The organism is Brevundimonas sp. CURTG3B2_SDJG (assembly GCF_057364705.1).
Genome location: NZ_JBNFOJ010000042.1, coordinates 1 through 14992, shown reverse-complemented (window position 1 = coordinate 14992; position 14992 = coordinate 1). Strand labels below are relative to the sequence as shown.

16 protein-coding genes and 1 pseudogene are annotated in these 14992 nt (G+C 70.3%); 13 read left to right on the top strand and 4 right to left on the bottom strand.

All coding sequences use genetic code 11. From position 1 onward, the window contains the following. Nucleotides 1–949 (bottom strand): 3-oxoacyl-[acyl-carrier-protein] synthase III C-terminal domain-containing protein (locus AC2W7C_RS04510; RefSeq protein WP_486000371.1); only part of this gene is annotated, 949 nt, incomplete at its 3' end. Nucleotides 950–1035: 86 nt separating this feature from the next. Between AC2W7C_RS04510 and AC2W7C_RS04505 the strand changes: the two genes are divergently transcribed. From AC2W7C_RS04505 to AC2W7C_RS04465, 9 genes are read left to right on the top strand one after another with little or no spacing between them, the layout of a single operon-like run. Beyond that, nucleotides 1036–2382, top strand: a complete 1347-nt coding sequence (locus tag AC2W7C_RS04505) for an FAD-dependent monooxygenase (RefSeq protein ID WP_486000370.1) — start codon at nt 1036–1038, stop codon at nt 2380–2382. Next, nucleotides 2349–3323, top strand: coding sequence for an oxidoreductase (locus tag AC2W7C_RS04500; RefSeq protein WP_486000369.1), 975 nt, complete (start codon nt 2349–2351; stop codon nt 3321–3323). Before AC2W7C_RS04505 ends, AC2W7C_RS04500 begins: the two co-directional genes overlap by 34 nt. After that, on the top strand, nt 3320–4081 hold the full coding sequence (locus AC2W7C_RS04495) for an SDR family NAD(P)-dependent oxidoreductase (protein ID WP_486000368.1): 762 nt from the start codon (nt 3320–3322) through the stop codon (nt 4079–4081). The genes AC2W7C_RS04500 and AC2W7C_RS04495 overlap by 4 nt, the downstream gene beginning before the upstream one ends. Beyond that, the gene (locus tag AC2W7C_RS04490; RefSeq protein ID WP_486000367.1) at nt 4078–4575 is read left to right on the top strand and encodes a MarR family winged helix-turn-helix transcriptional regulator; all 498 of its coding nucleotides are present in this window, start codon (nt 4078–4080) and stop codon (nt 4573–4575) included. Before AC2W7C_RS04495 ends, AC2W7C_RS04490 begins: the two co-directional genes overlap by 4 nt. Beyond that, nucleotides 4572–5384 carry an enoyl-CoA hydratase family protein gene (locus tag AC2W7C_RS04485; protein ID WP_486000366.1) on the top strand — a complete coding sequence of 271 codons (813 nt, stop codon included), beginning with the start codon at nt 4572–4574 and terminating at the stop codon, nt 5382–5384. The genes AC2W7C_RS04490 and AC2W7C_RS04485 overlap by 4 nt, the downstream gene beginning before the upstream one ends. Nucleotides 5385–5387: 3 nt before the next feature. Next, a complete protein-coding gene (locus AC2W7C_RS04480; protein ID WP_486000365.1) occupies nt 5388–6563 on the top strand; it encodes an acyl-CoA dehydrogenase family protein in 1176 nt (391 codons plus the stop codon). Then, nucleotides 6556–8160: a benzoate-CoA ligase family protein gene (locus AC2W7C_RS04475; RefSeq protein WP_486000364.1), complete on the top strand. Its 1605-nt coding sequence runs from the start codon at nt 6556–6558 to the stop codon at nt 8158–8160. The genes AC2W7C_RS04480 and AC2W7C_RS04475 overlap by 8 nt, the downstream gene beginning before the upstream one ends. Further along, nucleotides 8157–8579, top strand: a complete 423-nt coding sequence (locus AC2W7C_RS04470) for an acyl-CoA thioesterase (RefSeq protein WP_486000363.1) — start codon at nt 8157–8159, stop codon at nt 8577–8579. The genes AC2W7C_RS04475 and AC2W7C_RS04470 overlap by 4 nt, the downstream gene beginning before the upstream one ends. Continuing rightward, nucleotides 8576–8965 (top strand): RidA family protein, encoded by a 390-nt coding sequence (locus AC2W7C_RS04465; RefSeq protein ID WP_486000362.1) that lies wholly within the window; start codon nt 8576–8578, stop codon nt 8963–8965. The genes AC2W7C_RS04470 and AC2W7C_RS04465 overlap by 4 nt, the downstream gene beginning before the upstream one ends. Here the strand turns inward: AC2W7C_RS04465 and AC2W7C_RS04460 are convergent. The 3 genes and pseudogenes from AC2W7C_RS04460 to AC2W7C_RS04450 all read right to left on the bottom strand — a co-directional run bounded on the left by AC2W7C_RS04460 (nt 8955) and on the right by AC2W7C_RS04450 (nt 9715). Continuing rightward, nucleotides 8955–9116, bottom strand: a complete 162-nt coding sequence (locus AC2W7C_RS04460; RefSeq protein ID WP_486000372.1) for a hypothetical protein — start codon at nt 9114–9116, stop codon at nt 8955–8957. The genes AC2W7C_RS04465 and AC2W7C_RS04460 overlap by 11 nt on opposite strands. Before the next feature lie 21 nt (nt 9117–9137). Then, a pseudogene (locus AC2W7C_RS04455) lies at nt 9138–9224 on the bottom strand (prepilin peptidase); the annotation flags it as partial. 35 nt (nt 9225–9259) lie between these two features. Then, nucleotides 9260–9715, bottom strand: a complete 456-nt coding sequence (locus tag AC2W7C_RS04450; RefSeq protein WP_486000361.1) for a prepilin peptidase — start codon at nt 9713–9715, stop codon at nt 9260–9262. A gap of 275 nt (nt 9716–9990) precedes the next feature. Here AC2W7C_RS04450 and AC2W7C_RS04445 point away from each other — a divergent pair, with 275 nt between their 5' ends. From AC2W7C_RS04445 to AC2W7C_RS04430, 4 genes are all read left to right on the top strand, one after another. Continuing rightward, a complete protein-coding gene (locus AC2W7C_RS04445) occupies nt 9991–10737 on the top strand; it encodes a hypothetical protein (RefSeq protein WP_486000360.1) in 747 nt (248 codons plus the stop codon). Beyond that, entirely contained in the window at nt 10680–11537 is an 858-nt protein-coding gene (locus AC2W7C_RS04440; RefSeq protein WP_486000359.1) for a hypothetical protein, read from the top strand. Before AC2W7C_RS04445 ends, AC2W7C_RS04440 begins: the two co-directional genes overlap by 58 nt. Before the next feature lie 81 nt (nt 11538–11618). After that, nucleotides 11619–14252, top strand: a complete 2634-nt coding sequence (locus AC2W7C_RS04435; RefSeq protein ID WP_486000358.1) for a TonB-dependent receptor domain-containing protein — start codon at nt 11619–11621, stop codon at nt 14250–14252. Between the two features lie 177 nt (nt 14253–14429). Beyond that, on the top strand, nt 14430–14992 hold a 563-nt coding region (locus tag AC2W7C_RS04430), incomplete at its 3' end, for a type II secretion system protein N (RefSeq protein ID WP_486000357.1).

Genomic DNA, 14992 nt, shown 5'->3' with positions numbered 1-14992 from the left:
CCGCGTGCCCAGCAGCAGCACGGTCTTGCCGGGCGGCAACCGTCCGGCGCCCTGCGCCTCGACCAGGGCGGTGGGGCAGGGATGCGGCGATCTGGTTGCCCCGCGCGGCGAAGATGTCCACCACTCGGCCGGGATCGCCGCCCATCAGCCGGCGCACATGCTCCAGCCCCGGCGCGCTGGCCTGGTGGGGCACGATCAGGCCGACGGTCTCGCGCGTCAGACCCGCCTCGCCCAGGATGCGGTCGATCAGGACCGGCAGCGACCGCGCCGCCGCCTTGAAGATGCCGAAGGCGTCCATGTGGAAGCGCGCGCCGTCAGCCAGCGCCTCGAAGCCGTGCTCGATCCGGATGCGGGTCCCGCCCGAGCGAAGGGTCGCCAGGTCCTTGCCTTCGCCATAGGTCTCGAAGCCGCGCGCCAGCAGGCCGGGTCCGGACGGATCGGTTCCAGCCTCCACGCAGACGGCCGCGGCCCCGTCTCCAAAGATGGCGGCCGATGCAGGCGTGTCCCAGTCCAGTCCGGCGGAGGCGATGTCGCTGGACACCACCAGGGCCCGCCGGAAGCGGCCGCTCTCGAAACCCATGGCCACGATGTCCAGGGCCGTGACGAACGACAGGCAGGTCTGGTTGACGTCGAAGGCCCAGACCCCCGACTTGCCGAGGCCCAGCGCCTCCTGGATCAGCACCGAGGTCCCCGGGATCGGCTGCTCCATCACCCCGCAGGCCCCGATCAGAACGTCCAGGTCCGCCGGTTCCCAGCCCGCCATGGCCAGGGCCCGGCGGGCGGCTTCGGCGCCCATCATGGAGGTGGTCTCGTCCGGCGCGGCCACGCCCCGGGCCGCGATTCCGAACTGGCCTTCCGTCCAGCCGGCCGCCTGTCCGAAGACCTTGTCCAGTTCTGAGGAGGGGCGCTGCTCACGCGGCGCATAGGCTCCGAAACCCGTAAGCGTCATCGGCGTCATGTCGCGAGACTTAGTCGCGCCCGCGGGGACCGTCTATCGCTCTGGACGAACTGTCAGGTTTATTTTAAGCTTCAAATATGTCGTCGCGGGAAGCTGTCCAGAGCATCGCCGTCGTGGGCGCCGGACCGGGCGGCCTGTACCTCGCCATTTCGCTGAAGCTGCGCGATCCGGCGCTGAAGGTGACGGTCTACGAGCGGAATCGGCCGGACGACACCTTCGGCTGGGGCGTGGTCTTCTCGGACCAGACGCTGGCCAATCTGAAGGCCAACGACCCCGAGACGGCGGCGATCATCGAGGCGGCCTTCGTCCATTGGGACGATATCGACGTCCATATCCACGGCCATACGATCCGGTCCGGCGGGCACGGCTTCGCCGGCGTCGGCCGCAAGCGGCTGCTGAACATCCTCCAGGACCGCGCCCGCTCGCTGGGCGTCGACCTGCGGTTCGAGCACGAGGTCGAGGACGCCCGCGCCCTGGACGCCGACGTGGTGGTGGCCGCCGACGGCCTGAACAGCCGCGTGCGCAACGCCGACCCCGAGACCTTCGGCGTCGACGTCGATGTCCGCGCCAACAAATACGTCTGGCTGGGCACGACCCAGGCCTTCGACGCCTTCACCTTCGCCTTCGTCGAGACCCCGCACGGCTGGATCTGGGCCCACGCCTACCAGTTCGAACCGGGCGCCTCGACCTTCATCGTCGAGTGCACAGAGGCGACTTGGCGGGGCCTGGGCTTCGACGCCATGGATCAGGACCAGACCTGCCGGAAAGCCGAGACCCTGTTCGCCGACTGGCTGGGCGGCCATTCGCTGATGAGCAACGCGCGGCACCTGCGCGGTTCGGCCTGGCTGAACTTCCCGCGGGTGGCTTGCGCCAATTGGCGCGACGGCAAGGTGGTGCTGATGGGGGACGCGGCTCACACCGCCCATTTCTCGATCGGCTCGGGCACCAAGCTGGCGTTCGAGGACGCCATCCGCCTGGCCGAGGCCCTGACCGGCGATCGCGACCTGGAGACCTATGAGGCCGAGCGCCGGGTCGAGGTGCTGAAGCTGCAGAGCGCGGCGCGGAACTCGACGGAGTGGTTCGAGAACCTGGAGCGCTATGTCGGCCTGGAGCCGCTGCAGTTCGCCTACAGCCTGCTGACGCGCAGCCAGAGGGTCAGTCACGAGAACTTGCGCCTCCGAGACGTGGACTTCCTGACCGGCGTCGAGCGCTGGTTCGCCGACGGCGCCGGCGCGCCGCCGTCCAAGGCCCCGCCACCGCCGATGTTCGCGCCGCTGCGCCTGAGGGGGCTGACCCTGCCGAACCGCGTCGTGGTCTCGCCCATGTGCATGTACTCGGCCGAGGACGGCCTCGTGGGCGACTTCCACCTGGTCCACCTGGGCGCCGCGCCATGGGCGGGGCGGGCCTGGTGTTCACCGAGATGACCGATGTGTCCGCCGACGGCCGGATCACGCCCCACTGCGCCGGAATGTATCGGCCCGAGCACCGCGACGCCTGGAAACGCATCGTCGATTTCGTCCACGGCCAGGGATCGCGGATCGCCCTCCAACTGGCGCACGCCGGCCGCAAGGGCTCGGTGGAACGGCCTTGGGGACCGCGGCCCGACCTGCCGCTTCTGGAGGGCGGCTGGGAGCTGATCGCGCCGTCGCCGATCCCCTGGTCCGACGCCGATCAGGTTCCGCGCCAGATGACCCGCGAGGACATGGATCGCGTGAAGGCCGACTTCGTACGCTCCGTCGGCTGGGCCCAGGAGGCCGGCTTCGACATGGTCGAGCTGCACTGCGCCCACGGCTATCTGCTGTCGTCCTTCCTGACGCCGGTGTCGAACCGCCGGACCGACGAGTACGGCGGCCCGGTCGAGAACCGGTTGCGCTATCCGCTGGAGGTGTTCCACGCCATGCGGGCGGCCTGGCCGGAGGACAAGCCGATGTCGGTGCGCCTGTCGGCCACCGATTGGTGCGACGAAGGACTCAGTCCGGAGGACTCGGTCGCCATCGCCCGCGCCTTCGCCGACGCCGGATGCGACCTGATCGACGTGTCCGCCGGGCAGACGACGCCCGAGGGCAAGCCCGTCTACGGCCGCATGTTCCAGACCCCGCTCAGCGATCGCATCCGCAACGAGGCGGGGGTGGCGACGATGGCCGTGGGCAACATCTTCGAGCCCGACCATGTGAACGGCATACTGGCCGCCGGCCGCGCCGACCTGTGCGCCCTGGCCAGGCCGCACCTGGCCGACCCGAACTGGAGCCTGCGGGCCGCCGCCGAACTGGGCTGGCGCGGCCAGCGGCCGCCCGACCCCTATCTGGCCGGCTTCGCCCAACTGGCCCGCAATCTCGAGAAGCAGCAGCAGGCGGGGCCGGTATGACATTGGACGGACGCCACGCGGTGGTGACGGGCGCCGGGTCGGGTATCGGGCGGGCGACGGCGGAGCTGCTGGCCCTCTCCGGCTGCCGGGTCACCCTGATCGGCCGCCATGTAGGACGCCTGACGGAGACCGCCGACCGCATCGGAGACCAGGCCTTCGCCGCGCCCGGCGACGTCACCGATCCCGACGCCCTTGAGGCCGCCATCGACGCCGGCCGCGACCGCTTCGGTCCCGTCGACATCCTGGTGAACAACGCGGGCGGCGCTTCGTCCGCGCCGTTCCTGAAAGCCTCCGGCGAAGACCTCCGCGCGATGCTGGCCCTGAACCTGGAGGCGCCCGTCCAGGCGATCCGGCTGGTGCTGGACGGCATGATCGCCCGCCGGCAGGGGCGGATCGTCAACGTCGCCTCCACCGCCGGATTGAAGGGCTACGCCTATGTGTCGGCCTATGTCGCGGCCAAGCACGGCCTGGTCGGCTTGACCCGAGCGCTGGCGCTGGAGGTCGCGTCCAAGGGCGTCACGGTCAACGCCGTCTGCCCGGGCTTCACCGACACCGACCTGGTCGCCCGCTCGGTCCAGGCCATCGTCGGCAAGACCGGCCGCAGCGAGGACGAGGCCAGGGCGGCGCTCGCCGCCTCCAATCCGCAGGGTCGGCTGATCACCCCCGACGAGGTGGCGGAGACCATCGTCTGGCTGTGCGGCGACGGGGCCTCGGGGGTGAACGGCGCGGCGATCCCGATCGCCGGGGGCGAGCCGTGAGCGCCGCCGCCCTTCCCGATCGACTGGGCGGAGCGCCCGACGGCAAGCGCGCGCTCCGGCTGTGGCTCCGGCTGCTGACCTGCTCCACCGCGATCGAGCAGCGCGTGTCGCAAAGACTGCGCGACGAGTTCGGCTCGACCCTGCCGCGCTTCGACATGCTGTCCGCCCTGCACCGCGCGGGCGAAGCGGGACTGACCATGGGCGAGGCGTCGCGGATGCTGATGGTGTCCAACGGCAACATCACCGGCCTGGCCCAGCGCCTGAAGGCCGACGGCCTGATCCAGCACTTGCCGGGTCCGGATCGCCGCGTACAGCGGGTGCGCCTCACCGCCGAGGGCAAGGCCCGCTTCGCCGCCATGGCCCGGGCGCACGAACGCTGGATCGAAGGCCTGTTCGCCGGCCTGACCGACGGCGAGGCCGAGGACCTGACCGGACTGCTGGACCGCACCAAGCGCTCCATCCAGTCCGCCGATCACCAGGAGACGAACTCATGAAGGCGCGCGCGTACGAGGCCAGGCATTTCCTGTGGTCGGTGGGCGACGATGGAATCGCCACCCTCACCCTGAACCGGCCCGAGCGGAAGAATCCACTGACCTTCGAGTCCTACGCCGAGATGCGCGACCTGTTCCGCGCCCTGGTCCACGCCTCGGACTGCAAGGCGGTGATCGTCACCGGCGCCGGCGGGAACTTCTCCTCGGGCGGCGACGTGCACGAGATCATCGGGCCGCTGACCGAAATGGCCATGCCGGCCCTGCTCGACTTCACCCGCATGACCGGCGACCTGGTCAAGGCCATGCGCGGCTGCCCGCAGCCGGTGATCGCGGCCCTGGACGGGGTCTGCGTGGGAGCGGGGGCGATCATGGCGATGGCCTCCGACCTGCGGATCGCCACGCCGCGGACCAAAACCGCCTTCCTGTTCACCCGCGTCGGCCTGGCGGGCTGCGACATGGGCGCCTGCGCCATCCTGCCTCGCCAGATCGGCCAGGGCCGGGCGTCGGAGCTGCTCTTCACCGGCCGGGTGATGACCGCCGAGGAGGGCGAGCGCTGGGGCTTCCACAATCGCCTGGTCGAGCCCGAGGGCCTGATGGAGTCCGCGCTGGAGCTAGCGCGGTCGCTGGCCCGGGGGCCGACCTTCGCCCACGGAATCACCAAGAACCAGCTGAACGTCGAATGGGACATGAGCCTGGACGCCGCTATCGAGTCCGAGGCCCAGGCCCAGGCCATCTGCATGAAGACGAACGACTTCCGCCGGGCCTACGAGGCGTTCGCGGCCAAGCGCGAGCCGGTGTTCGAGGGGAACTGAGTCATGGCCGACCGCAGCTTCCTGGACTGGCCCTTCTTCGAGGACCGTCACCGCGCGTTCGCCGCCGATCTCGAGGCCTGGGCCGAGGCTGAGGGCGAGGTGCTCCATCTCCACGGCGATCATGACCTGGACGGCGACTGCCGCGCGATTCTGAAGGCCCTGGCCGGCGGCGGTTGGCTCAGGAACGCCGTGCCGGACGCGGACGGGAAGCTGGACGTCCGCGTCCTGTGCCTGACACGCGAGGCCCTGGCCCGCCGCTCAGGTCTGGCCGACTTCGTTTTCGCCATGCAGGGGCTGGGCTCCGGCCCGATCAGCCTGTTCGGAACGCCCGACCAGAAGGCGCGGTGGCTGCCCGGCGTCGCGACCGGCGAGATCATCTCGGCCTTCGCCCTGTCCGAGCCGGAGGCCGGCTCCGATGTCGCGGCCCTGGCGACCACCGCGCGGCCGGACGGGGACGGCTGGGTGCTGGACGGGATCAAGACCTTCATCTCGAACGGCGGCCTGGCCGACCGCTACGTCGTCTTCGCCCGAACGGGTGAGGGGGAGGGCGCCAAGGGGCTCGGCGCCTTCGTCGTGGACGCGGAGGCGCCGGGCTTCGAGGTCGTCGAACGCATCCCGCTGATGGCGGCCCATCCTCTGGCGACGATCCGGTTCGACGGCTGCCGCATCGACGGCGATCGGCTCCTGGGCCAGCCCGGCGAGGGCTTCCGCATCGCCATGGCGACCCTGGACGTGTTCCGTTCGACGGTCGCCGCGGCCGCCCTGGGATTCTCGCGACGAGCCTTCGACGAGGCGGCGGCGCGGGCCACGACACGCCGGCTGTTCGGCGCCCCGATGAGTGATCTGCAGCTGGTTCAGGCGTCCCTGGCCGAGATGGCGCTGAAGATCGACGCCTCGGCCCTGCTGATCTACCGCGCCGCCTGGCTGAAGGACCAGGGCGCGCCCCGGGTCACCCGCGAGGCCGCGATGGCCAAGCTCTACGCCACCGACGAGGCCCAGGCCGTGATCGACCAGGCCGTGCAGCTGTTCGGCGGCCTGGGCGTGACGGCCGGCCACCCGGTCGAGCGGCTGTACCGCGAGATCCGGGCGCTGCGCATCTACGAGGGCGCCTCCGAGGTTCAGAAGATCGTCATCGCCCGCCAGGCGCTGGCGGCCATGACGGAGCGCGTGCATGGCTGAGACGGCCCATCTCGACCGCTTCGTCCTGGACCGCCTGCCGCCGGCGGACCAGCGGCCGGAGTTGATCTTCACCCTGCCGGAGCTGGCCTATCCCGAGCGGATGAACGCGGGCGTGGAGCTTCTGCGCCGCGCCATCGCCGCCGCCGGTCCGGACGGCCGCGCGCTGAGCGACGTCGACCATGCGTTCAACTGGGGCCGGGTCGACGCGATCTCGGACCGGATGGCCAGGGTGCTGGTCGAGGACATGGGCCTGGTTCCGGGCAACCGCGTCCTGCTGCACGGCCCGAACGCGTCCTGGACTGTCCTGGCCTGGTTCGCGATCCTGAAGGCCGGCGGCGTGGTGGTGGCGACAATGCCGATGCTGCGCGCCGCCGAGCTGGCGACCGTCATCGACAAGGCCGGCGTCAGCCACGCCCTGGTCTATTCGACCCTGACCGAGGCCGTCGCCGAAGCCCGGACGGCCTCCACATCGCTGGTCCGGGTCATGGATTCAACGACGCTGCAGCAGGCCGCCCAGGCCCTGCCGTCCGGCGTCGCCTTCGAAGCCGTCGACACCGCCGCCGAGGACCCCGCCCTGATCGCCTTCACCTCGGGCACCACCGGCAAGCCGAAGGGCTGCGTCCACTTCCATCGCGACGTCCTGGCGATGGCCGACACCTTCGCGCGCCACACCCTGGACCTCGCGCCGGGCGACGTGGTGGTGGGCACCCCGCCGCTGGCCTTCACCTTCGGGCTGGGAGGGCTGGTGGTCTTCCCCGCCGCGGCGGGGGCCGCGACCGCGTTCCCCCCGCGCCCCGGCTTCGACGCCCTGGCCGAAACCATCGCGCGCCACCGGGCCACCGCCATCTTCACCGCCCCGACCGGCTATCGCGCCCTGCTGAAGCTGACTGGCGATCATGACCTGTCGTCTCTGCGCACCTGCGTCTCGGCGGGCGAGGCCCTACCGGCGGCCACCTCGGACGCCTGGCGCGAGGCGACCGGGGTGCGCATCGTGGACGGCATCGGCTCGACCGAGATGATCCACATCTTCATCTCGGCCCGGGGCGACGACATCCGCCCGGGCGCGACGGGCAAGGCCGTGCCGGGCTATGAGGCGCGGATCGTCGACGAGGCCGGACGGCCGCTGGCCTCCGGCCAGACCGGCCGGCTGGCGGTGCGTGGGCCGACCGGCTGCCGCTACCTGGACGACCCGCGTCAGGCCGACTACGTCCAGGGCGGCTGGAACCTGACCGGCGACGTCTACCGGCTGGATGAGGACGGCTATTTCTGGTTCGTGGCCCGCGCCGACGACATGATCATCTCGTCCGGCTACAACATCGGCGCCCCCGAGGTGGAAAACGCTCTACTGCGCCACCCCGCCGTCGCCGAGGCCGCGGTGATCGGCGCGCCGGACGAGGAGCGTGGCCAGATCGTGAAAGCCTTCGTGGTCCTGAACCCGGGCCATGCCGCCTCCGGCGCCTTGAGAACCACCCTTCAGGAGCATGTTAAGGGCCAGATCGCGCCCTACAAATACCCGCGCGCCCTGGAGTTCGTGGACGCCCTGCCCAAGACCCAGACCGGCAAGCTGCAGCGCTTCCGGCTGAAGGGGGACGCATGACGGGTCAGGTGTTCACCGCCGAGCGGCGGGTGCGGTTCGCCGACTGCGACGCCGCCGGCATCGTCTTCTTCCCGCGCTATTTCGAGATGCTGAACGGCGTGGTCGAGGACTGGTTCGCGCAACGCCTGGGCCTGTCCTTCCGCGAGCTGCACCAGGACCGGGGCCTCAGCGTGCCTACGGCCGCGGTCGAGGCCCGGTTCATCGCGCCCTCGCGGTTGGAGGACGACCTGACCTTCTTTCTGACCGTCACCCGGCTGGGCGGCGCCTCCTGCGGCCTCAGGCACCGGATCGAATGCGGCGGCGCGCTTCGCTTCGAGGCGACCCAGACCCTCGTGCATGTCGGTCGCGCGCTGAAGCCCGAACCCTGGCCCCAGGCCCTGCGCGACCGGATCGCGCCCTTCGTGGAGACCGTCCGATGAACCGCGTGCTGCTGCCCGAGGGCTGGCCCCGGCCCAAGGGCTACTCCAATGGAATCCTGGCCGAAGGCCGCACGGTCTTCGTCGCCGGCCAGATCGGCTGGACCCCCAAGGGCGTCTTCCCGGAGGGTTTCGCCGCCCAATTCCGCCAGACGATCGACAACACCCTGGCGGTCCTGGCCGAAGCCGGGGCCGGGCCCGAGCACATCGTGCGGATGACCTGGTTCGTGGTCGACAAGCGCGAATACCTGGCCAGCCTGCGCGACATCGGCGCGGTCTGGCGTGAGCGGATCGGGCCGCACTACCCGGCCATGGCGGTGGTCGAGGTCAAGAGCCTGATCGAGGACGCCGCCCGGCTGGAGATCGAGACGACCGCCGTCATCGGCTGACCAGGCCCAGCGGTCCGATCAACCAGGTCGCCCAGATTCCGACCGCCAGGAACACCCCGAAGGGCAGGCGGGTGGCGCCGTCGACGCGGCGTCCGCCGGCTTTCAGCGCCAGGGCGACGCTCAGCCCCGCCGCCGCCGCCCAGATCAGCACCGAGGGAAGGCCGATCCAGCCGACCCAGGCGCCGCCGCCCGCCAGCAGGAACGGGTCTCCTCCGCCCAGCCCGTCCCGCTTGCGAAACAGGCGATAGAGCTTGGCCAGCGCCCACAGTCCGCCGAAGCCGACGGCGACGCCGATCAGCGCGTCCAGGGGAACGCCCTTGCCATCCAGGCCGCGCCGGCCAGGCCGGTCGCCAGGAGGGGCAGGGTCAGGGCGTCCGGCAGCCAGAAATGCTCGGCGTCGACCACCGCGATCAGCAGCAGCTGCCAGCCCAGCAGGGCCGTCAGCGCGGCGTGAACCGGATCCCGTCCGGCCAGGGCGGCCCAGACGCCGACGCCGGCGCACGCCGCCTCCATCAAGGGGTATCGGATCGGGATGCGGGCGCCGCACTCGGTGCAGCGCCCCATGGACAAGGCGTAGCTGAGCAGGGGAATCAGACGCCAGGGCGCCAGCGTCCGCCCGCAGCCGGCGCAGCGCGACCGTCCCGCGACCACCGGCTGACTCCGGGGAAGACGCAGGCTGACCAGGCCCAGGAAGCTGCCCGCCAGCAGCCCCAGACCTCCCAGCACGGCGGCGATCACGACGGATTCCAAGGCGCGTCTCCCGCGAGGCGAGGCTCCCTAGCGGGGGCCGGCGAACCTCCTCAACCATGACTTTGTGACGATTGGATCGTGTCGGGACGGACTTTCATCGATCCGCGACGACAACTTCACGGAACCGCGCCGAAACCGTCACCGTGGCGCGGCCCCGCTGTCATATCCGGCGGCTAGCGACCGGTGAGGGCAGGGGGCTGTGTGTCTCGCGACCAGGGGATGAACCTCCGGTCCCGCCTGTCGAACGCTCAACACGACCAGACATGGTGACACCGATGACCGGCTTCCGACTGACGACCCTGCTCGCCCTCTCCGCCAGCGCCTTGACCCTTGCCGCCTGCGGTTCGTCCGAAGTCGCCTCGCCGGGCGAGGGCGATTTCGGCAACCCGGGCAACCCGGGCAACCCGGGCAACCCCGGCAATCCGGCTCCGGGCACGCCCGCCGCGGATTGCCCCACCGGCTTCAGCAACGTCGGCCTGATCGCCAACAACACCCTGCGGGTCTGCCAGCTGCCGACCACCATCACCGGCAATCTGACCGTGCCGCTGCGCGCCGGCACCATCTACGCCATCAGCGGCCGCACCCAGGTCGGCGTCGACTTGGGCGCCGATCCGGCCGCCCCGGTCGCCGGCGGCGCCCAGGGCATCCTGACCGTCGAGGCGGGCGTGCGCATCTTCGGCTCCAGCGGTTCGGACTATCTGCTGGTCAACCGCGGCTCGCAGATCTTCGCCGAAGGCTCGGCCACCAACCCGATCGTCTTCACCAGCCGGGCCAACGTCGAGGGCACGACCACCGAGAACTCCCAGGGCCAGTGGGGCGGCATCGTTCTCGCCGGCCGTGCGCCCACCGCGGTTGCCCTGGCGGCGTCGTCGCCCCGAACGTCGCCTGCGTCGGCCAGGTCGAAGGCACCAGCGCCAACTACGGCGGCAACACCCCGTCGGACAATTCGGGCCGTCTGCGCTATGTGCAGATCAAGTACTCGGGCTTCGAAATCGCGCCGAACAATGAGCTTCAGGCCCTGACCCTGGCGGGCGTCGGCTCGGGCACGACGGTCGAATACGTCCAAGCGTACAACAGCTCCGACGACGGCATCGAAATCTTCGGCGGCAACGTCAACCTGCGCTACATCGTCATCAACGGCGCCGACGACGACGGCCTGGACACCGACACCGGCTGGCGTGGCGGAGCCCAGTTCGGCATCATCACCCAGCGCGCCACGGCCGTGACCAACGGCAGCCGGGGCTTCGAGTGGTCGGCGGCCAGCGCGACCGCCGCCAGCCCGTACTACGCCCAGCCCAAGGTCTCGAACTGGACCATCGTCGGCCGCAACGCTGCGGTGGCCGCCGACGCCCTGCTGACGCTGAACACCGGCACCCAGCCGTCGATCATCAACTCGATCGTCACCAACCCGACGACCTCGGCCGCGGCCTGCCTGGACATCGACGACGCCCAGACGGTCGCCAACGCGCCGGTCTTCCGCAGCGTCTTCTTCGCCTGCAACCGTCCGTACGAGAACGACACGAACATCAACGCCGCCGCGACCGAGGCGGTGTTCATCACCGCCACCAACACCGGCAACACCCCGGCGGGCACGTCGTCGATGACGGCTCCGGCGGGCGCGACGCTGACGGCCCAGAGCCTGGCCTTCATCAACGGCGCCAACGAGACCGCGGTGGCTCCGACGAACGCTCCGGGGGTCTACGGCTTCTTCCAGGCGGTGACCTACATCGGCGCGGTCCGGAACGCGGCGGACACCTGGTACCAGGGCTGGACCTGCGGCCTGCAGGCGGCCAGCACCGCCCAGCCCAGCCTGACCTGCTGACGACGGATGGACGGGCGGCGGCGTGATCGCCGCCGCCCGGTTCGCCGAACACCTCCGTTGATCCCTTCGAGGCGCAGACCCATGAAGACCCGTACCCTCTCCCTGAGCGGACTGCTGCTCGCCACCACGGCCGTGGTCGCGCCGGGCGTCGCCTTCGCCCAGACCGCTCCGACCGCGCAGACGCCGGCCGAACAGGCCGAGCCTCAGGTTCAGGAAGAATCCGACCTGGGCGAGATCGTCGTGCTGGGCCGCTACATTCCCCAGCCGAACCGCGAGAGCCCCGAGGTCGCCGCCTTCCTGACGTCCGAGGACCTGGAGCGGACCGGCGATTCGAACGCCGCCCAGGCGTTGGCGCGGGTCACCGGCCTGTCGATCGTCGAGGGGCGCTTCGTCTATGTCCGCGGCCTGGGGGAGCGCTATTCGTCGGCTCTGCTGAACGGCTCGCCCCTGCCCAGCCCGGAACCGCTGCAGCGCGTCGTTCCGCTGGATCTGTTCCCCTCTGAAGTCCTGTCGGGCGTGACCGTTCAGAAGACCTATTCGGTCTCGTATCCGGGCGAGTTCGGCGGCGGCGTCATCGACCTTCAGACGCTGAAGGCCCCGGCCGAGCCGTTCTTCAGCATGCAGGCCTCGGTGGGCGGCAATACCGAGACCGCCGGCAAGGAAGGGCTCATCTACTACGGTTCGCGCACCGACTTCACAGGCTTCGACGACGGCACGCGCGACGTGCCCGGCCCGGTGAGCCTGGCCTTCGGTTCGGGCCGGCGGATCTCGGCCGGCAACTTCACCGCCGACGAACTGCGCGTGATGGGCCAGTCATTGGTGAACGCGCCCCTCCGTCTGCTCCAGCGCGAGACCACCCCCGCCAACTTCGGCCTGCGCTTCACGGGCGGCGGCAGCACCGAGACCGGTCTGGGCACCCTGGGCGGGATTTTCGTGGCCGGCTATGACAACAGCTGGAACGGCCGCAGCGGCGTGCGCCAGAGCGGCCGCGTCGACGCGGGCGTGCTGGTCACGGCCAACGACTTCGATTTCGAATCCAACCAGAACGACGTCACCCTGAACCTGCTGGGCTCCATCAGCCTGACCGGCGAAACCAGCACCGTGACCTGGACGAACCTCTACGTCCGCAACGTCACCAAGGAAGCCCGCTCGGAAGCCGGCTTCGACGACGCTTCGGGCGGCCAGCGCCGCACCGACTACACCGAGTGGTTCGTGCGCCAGCTGTTCTCGACCCAGCTGGCTGGCGAGCACGAGTTCGGCGAAGCCGGCGAATGGGACTTCTCCTGGCGCGCGGCCTACGCCAAGACCTCGCGCGACGCACCGTACGAGACCCGGTTCGGCTACGGCCAGAACGTCGCCGGCGCCTGGATCCACGACATCGAGACCAACGCCATCTCGTTCAGCGAACTGGACGACGACGTGCTGTCGGGCGGCGCCGACCTGGCCTGGACCCTGCCGCTGTCGGACGCCCGCGAGGCGGTCTTCTCGGTCGGCGTGTCGCACTACGACAACAACCGCGACTCGCTGCAGCGGACCCTGCGCTTCATCGCCCCGAACGGTCTCAGCGCCGACCAGCTGGAATCGCGCGTCGACTACCTGTTCTCCGACTTCAACATCGGCCCGTACCTGCAGCTGGAAGAGATCACCGGCTCGAACGGCGCGGCGGCCTTCGACGGCCAGCTGACGGTGAACGCGGCCTACGCCCAGGTGGCGGCCGAGATCATCCCGCTGGTCAATCTGAACCTGGGCGTCCGTTACGAGGACGGCGAGCAGGAAGTGACCCCGCGCGACCTGTTCGGCGGTTCCACCGGCTTCCTGCCGACCCGCATCGAGGAGCAGTATTTCCTCCCCGCCGGGACGATCACCTGGAACTTCGCCGAGGACATGCAGCTGCGTCTGGGCGCGTCGCAGACCATCGGTCGGCCGCAGTTCCGCGAGCTGGCTCCGCAGCAGTACACGGACGTCGAAAGCGATCGGACCTTCATCGGCAACCCCTATCTGGTCGATACCGAGATCCTGAACCTGGACGCGCGCTGGGAATGGTACTTCGCCCGCGAGCAGTACGTGACCGCCGGGATCTTCTATAAGGATCTGGACAAGCCGATCGAAGCCAGCGTGGTGGATCAGGGCTCGTCGATCTCGCAAACCTTCCTGAACGCGCCCAACGCGGTGGTCCAAGGCTTCGAGTTCGAGGCCAAGAAGTATTTCGTGTTCGACTCGAACATGGACTGGATCGCCAACAAGCGCTGGCTGGTGCAGGGCAACTACACCTATTCAGACTCTCAGGTGAACGTCGAAGCCGGCGACATGGTCGTCACCCAGAACAGCCTGGGCGTGCCGCAGCCGGCTTCGTTCTACGTCGTCGACGGCAGCCGGCTGCAAGGCCAGTCCGAGCACGTCGCCAACCTGCAGCTGGGCTGGGAAGACGACACCGACCGGTCGCAGGCGACCCTGATCCTGAACTACGTCTCGGAGCGCACCTCGGCCCGCGGCCGTCCGGGCGAGCCGGACCTGATCCAGGAGCCGGGCGTCCAGTTGGACTTCGTCTACCGCAAGGACTTCGAGTACGCCGGCCGCGACTACGGCGTGGCGGTCGAACTGCGCAACCTGCTGGGCGAGCAGTTCCTGGAGTACCAGGAGATGGGCCACCGGGTGGTCATCAACGGCTACGACCTGGGGACCAGCGGCTCGGTCAGCCTGACCGCCCGCTTCTAGCGCAAACACGGGAGCCGGCGCGTCGCCGGCTCCCGTGACGTTTTGAAGACGGTTCGTCCGCGCTCGGCGCAACCGTCACGGCAAGTTCGCTGGGCCGTCATGCGGCCGTGAAGCCCGAACCCGGACGATTGGCTAGGAACGCTTCCGGGCCGTCGGGGCCTGATCGGGCGTGTCATCGTGAACGGCGTATTCCGCGAGTGGAGCGATCGGGCCAGGGAGGCTGTCGGCGGCGTCGTCGCCCGGCCGGCCCGTCTGCGCCCCGCGCTCGAGATTCTTCTCGTCGCCGTTCTGGCGGTGCAGGCCGGGCGGCTGGTCTGGATGCTGGCCGCGCCGCAGGGAACGCCCGCTTCGGCCGCCGCCCAGCGCCCAGTGACGCCGCCCGACTATTCCATCTTCCAGCGCTTCGACGCCTTCTTCCGCACCGGCGGCCAGAGCAGCTACGCCGAAGCCACCGCGGCCGGTTCCAGCCAGATGCGGCTGTTCGGCGTGCGCGCCGGCGGCCCGGGGGGCGGATCGGCCATCATCGGCCTAGCCGGACGGCCGCCAGCTCTCGGTCGGCGTCGGCGAGGAGGTCGGAGCCCCGGCCTGGTCCTGCAAGCGGTCGGCCCGGACTACGTCACCCTTTCGAGAGGGGGATCGGTCAGCCGGCTGATCTTCTCCGAGACGCCCGGTGGGCGCCGCCCCCCCGCCGCCCCCGCCGGCCGAGGCCCAGACGGTCACGCCGACGCCCGCTCCGGCGG

Excerpts from the sequence above, each read along its gene's own strand:
- AC2W7C_RS04485 (WP_486000366.1), top strand. The coding sequence starts at position 4,572 with ATGAAGGCGCGCGCGTACGAGGCCAGGCATTTCCTGTGGTCGGTGGGC.
- AC2W7C_RS04435 (WP_486000358.1), top strand. The coding sequence starts at position 11,619 with ATGAAGACCCGTACCCTCTCCCTGAGCGGACTGCTGCTCGCCACCACG.
- AC2W7C_RS04505 (WP_486000370.1), top strand. The coding sequence starts at position 1,036 with ATGTCGTCGCGGGAAGCTGTCCAGAGCATCGCCGTCGTGGGCGCCGGA.
- AC2W7C_RS04475 (WP_486000364.1), top strand. The coding sequence starts at position 6,556 with ATGGCTGAGACGGCCCATCTCGACCGCTTCGTCCTGGACCGCCTGCCG.
- AC2W7C_RS04495 (WP_486000368.1), top strand. The coding sequence starts at position 3,320 with ATGACATTGGACGGACGCCACGCGGTGGTGACGGGCGCCGGGTCGGGT.
- AC2W7C_RS04470 (WP_486000363.1), top strand. The coding sequence starts at position 8,157 with ATGACGGGTCAGGTGTTCACCGCCGAGCGGCGGGTGCGGTTCGCCGAC.
- AC2W7C_RS04480 (WP_486000365.1), top strand. The coding sequence starts at position 5,388 with ATGGCCGACCGCAGCTTCCTGGACTGGCCCTTCTTCGAGGACCGTCAC.
- AC2W7C_RS04500 (WP_486000369.1), top strand. The coding sequence starts at position 2,349 with ATGGGCGGGGCGGGCCTGGTGTTCACCGAGATGACCGATGTGTCCGCC.
- AC2W7C_RS04465 (WP_486000362.1), top strand. The coding sequence starts at position 8,576 with ATGAACCGCGTGCTGCTGCCCGAGGGCTGGCCCCGGCCCAAGGGCTAC.
- AC2W7C_RS04445 (WP_486000360.1), top strand. The coding sequence starts at position 9,991 with ATGACCGGCTTCCGACTGACGACCCTGCTCGCCCTCTCCGCCAGCGCC.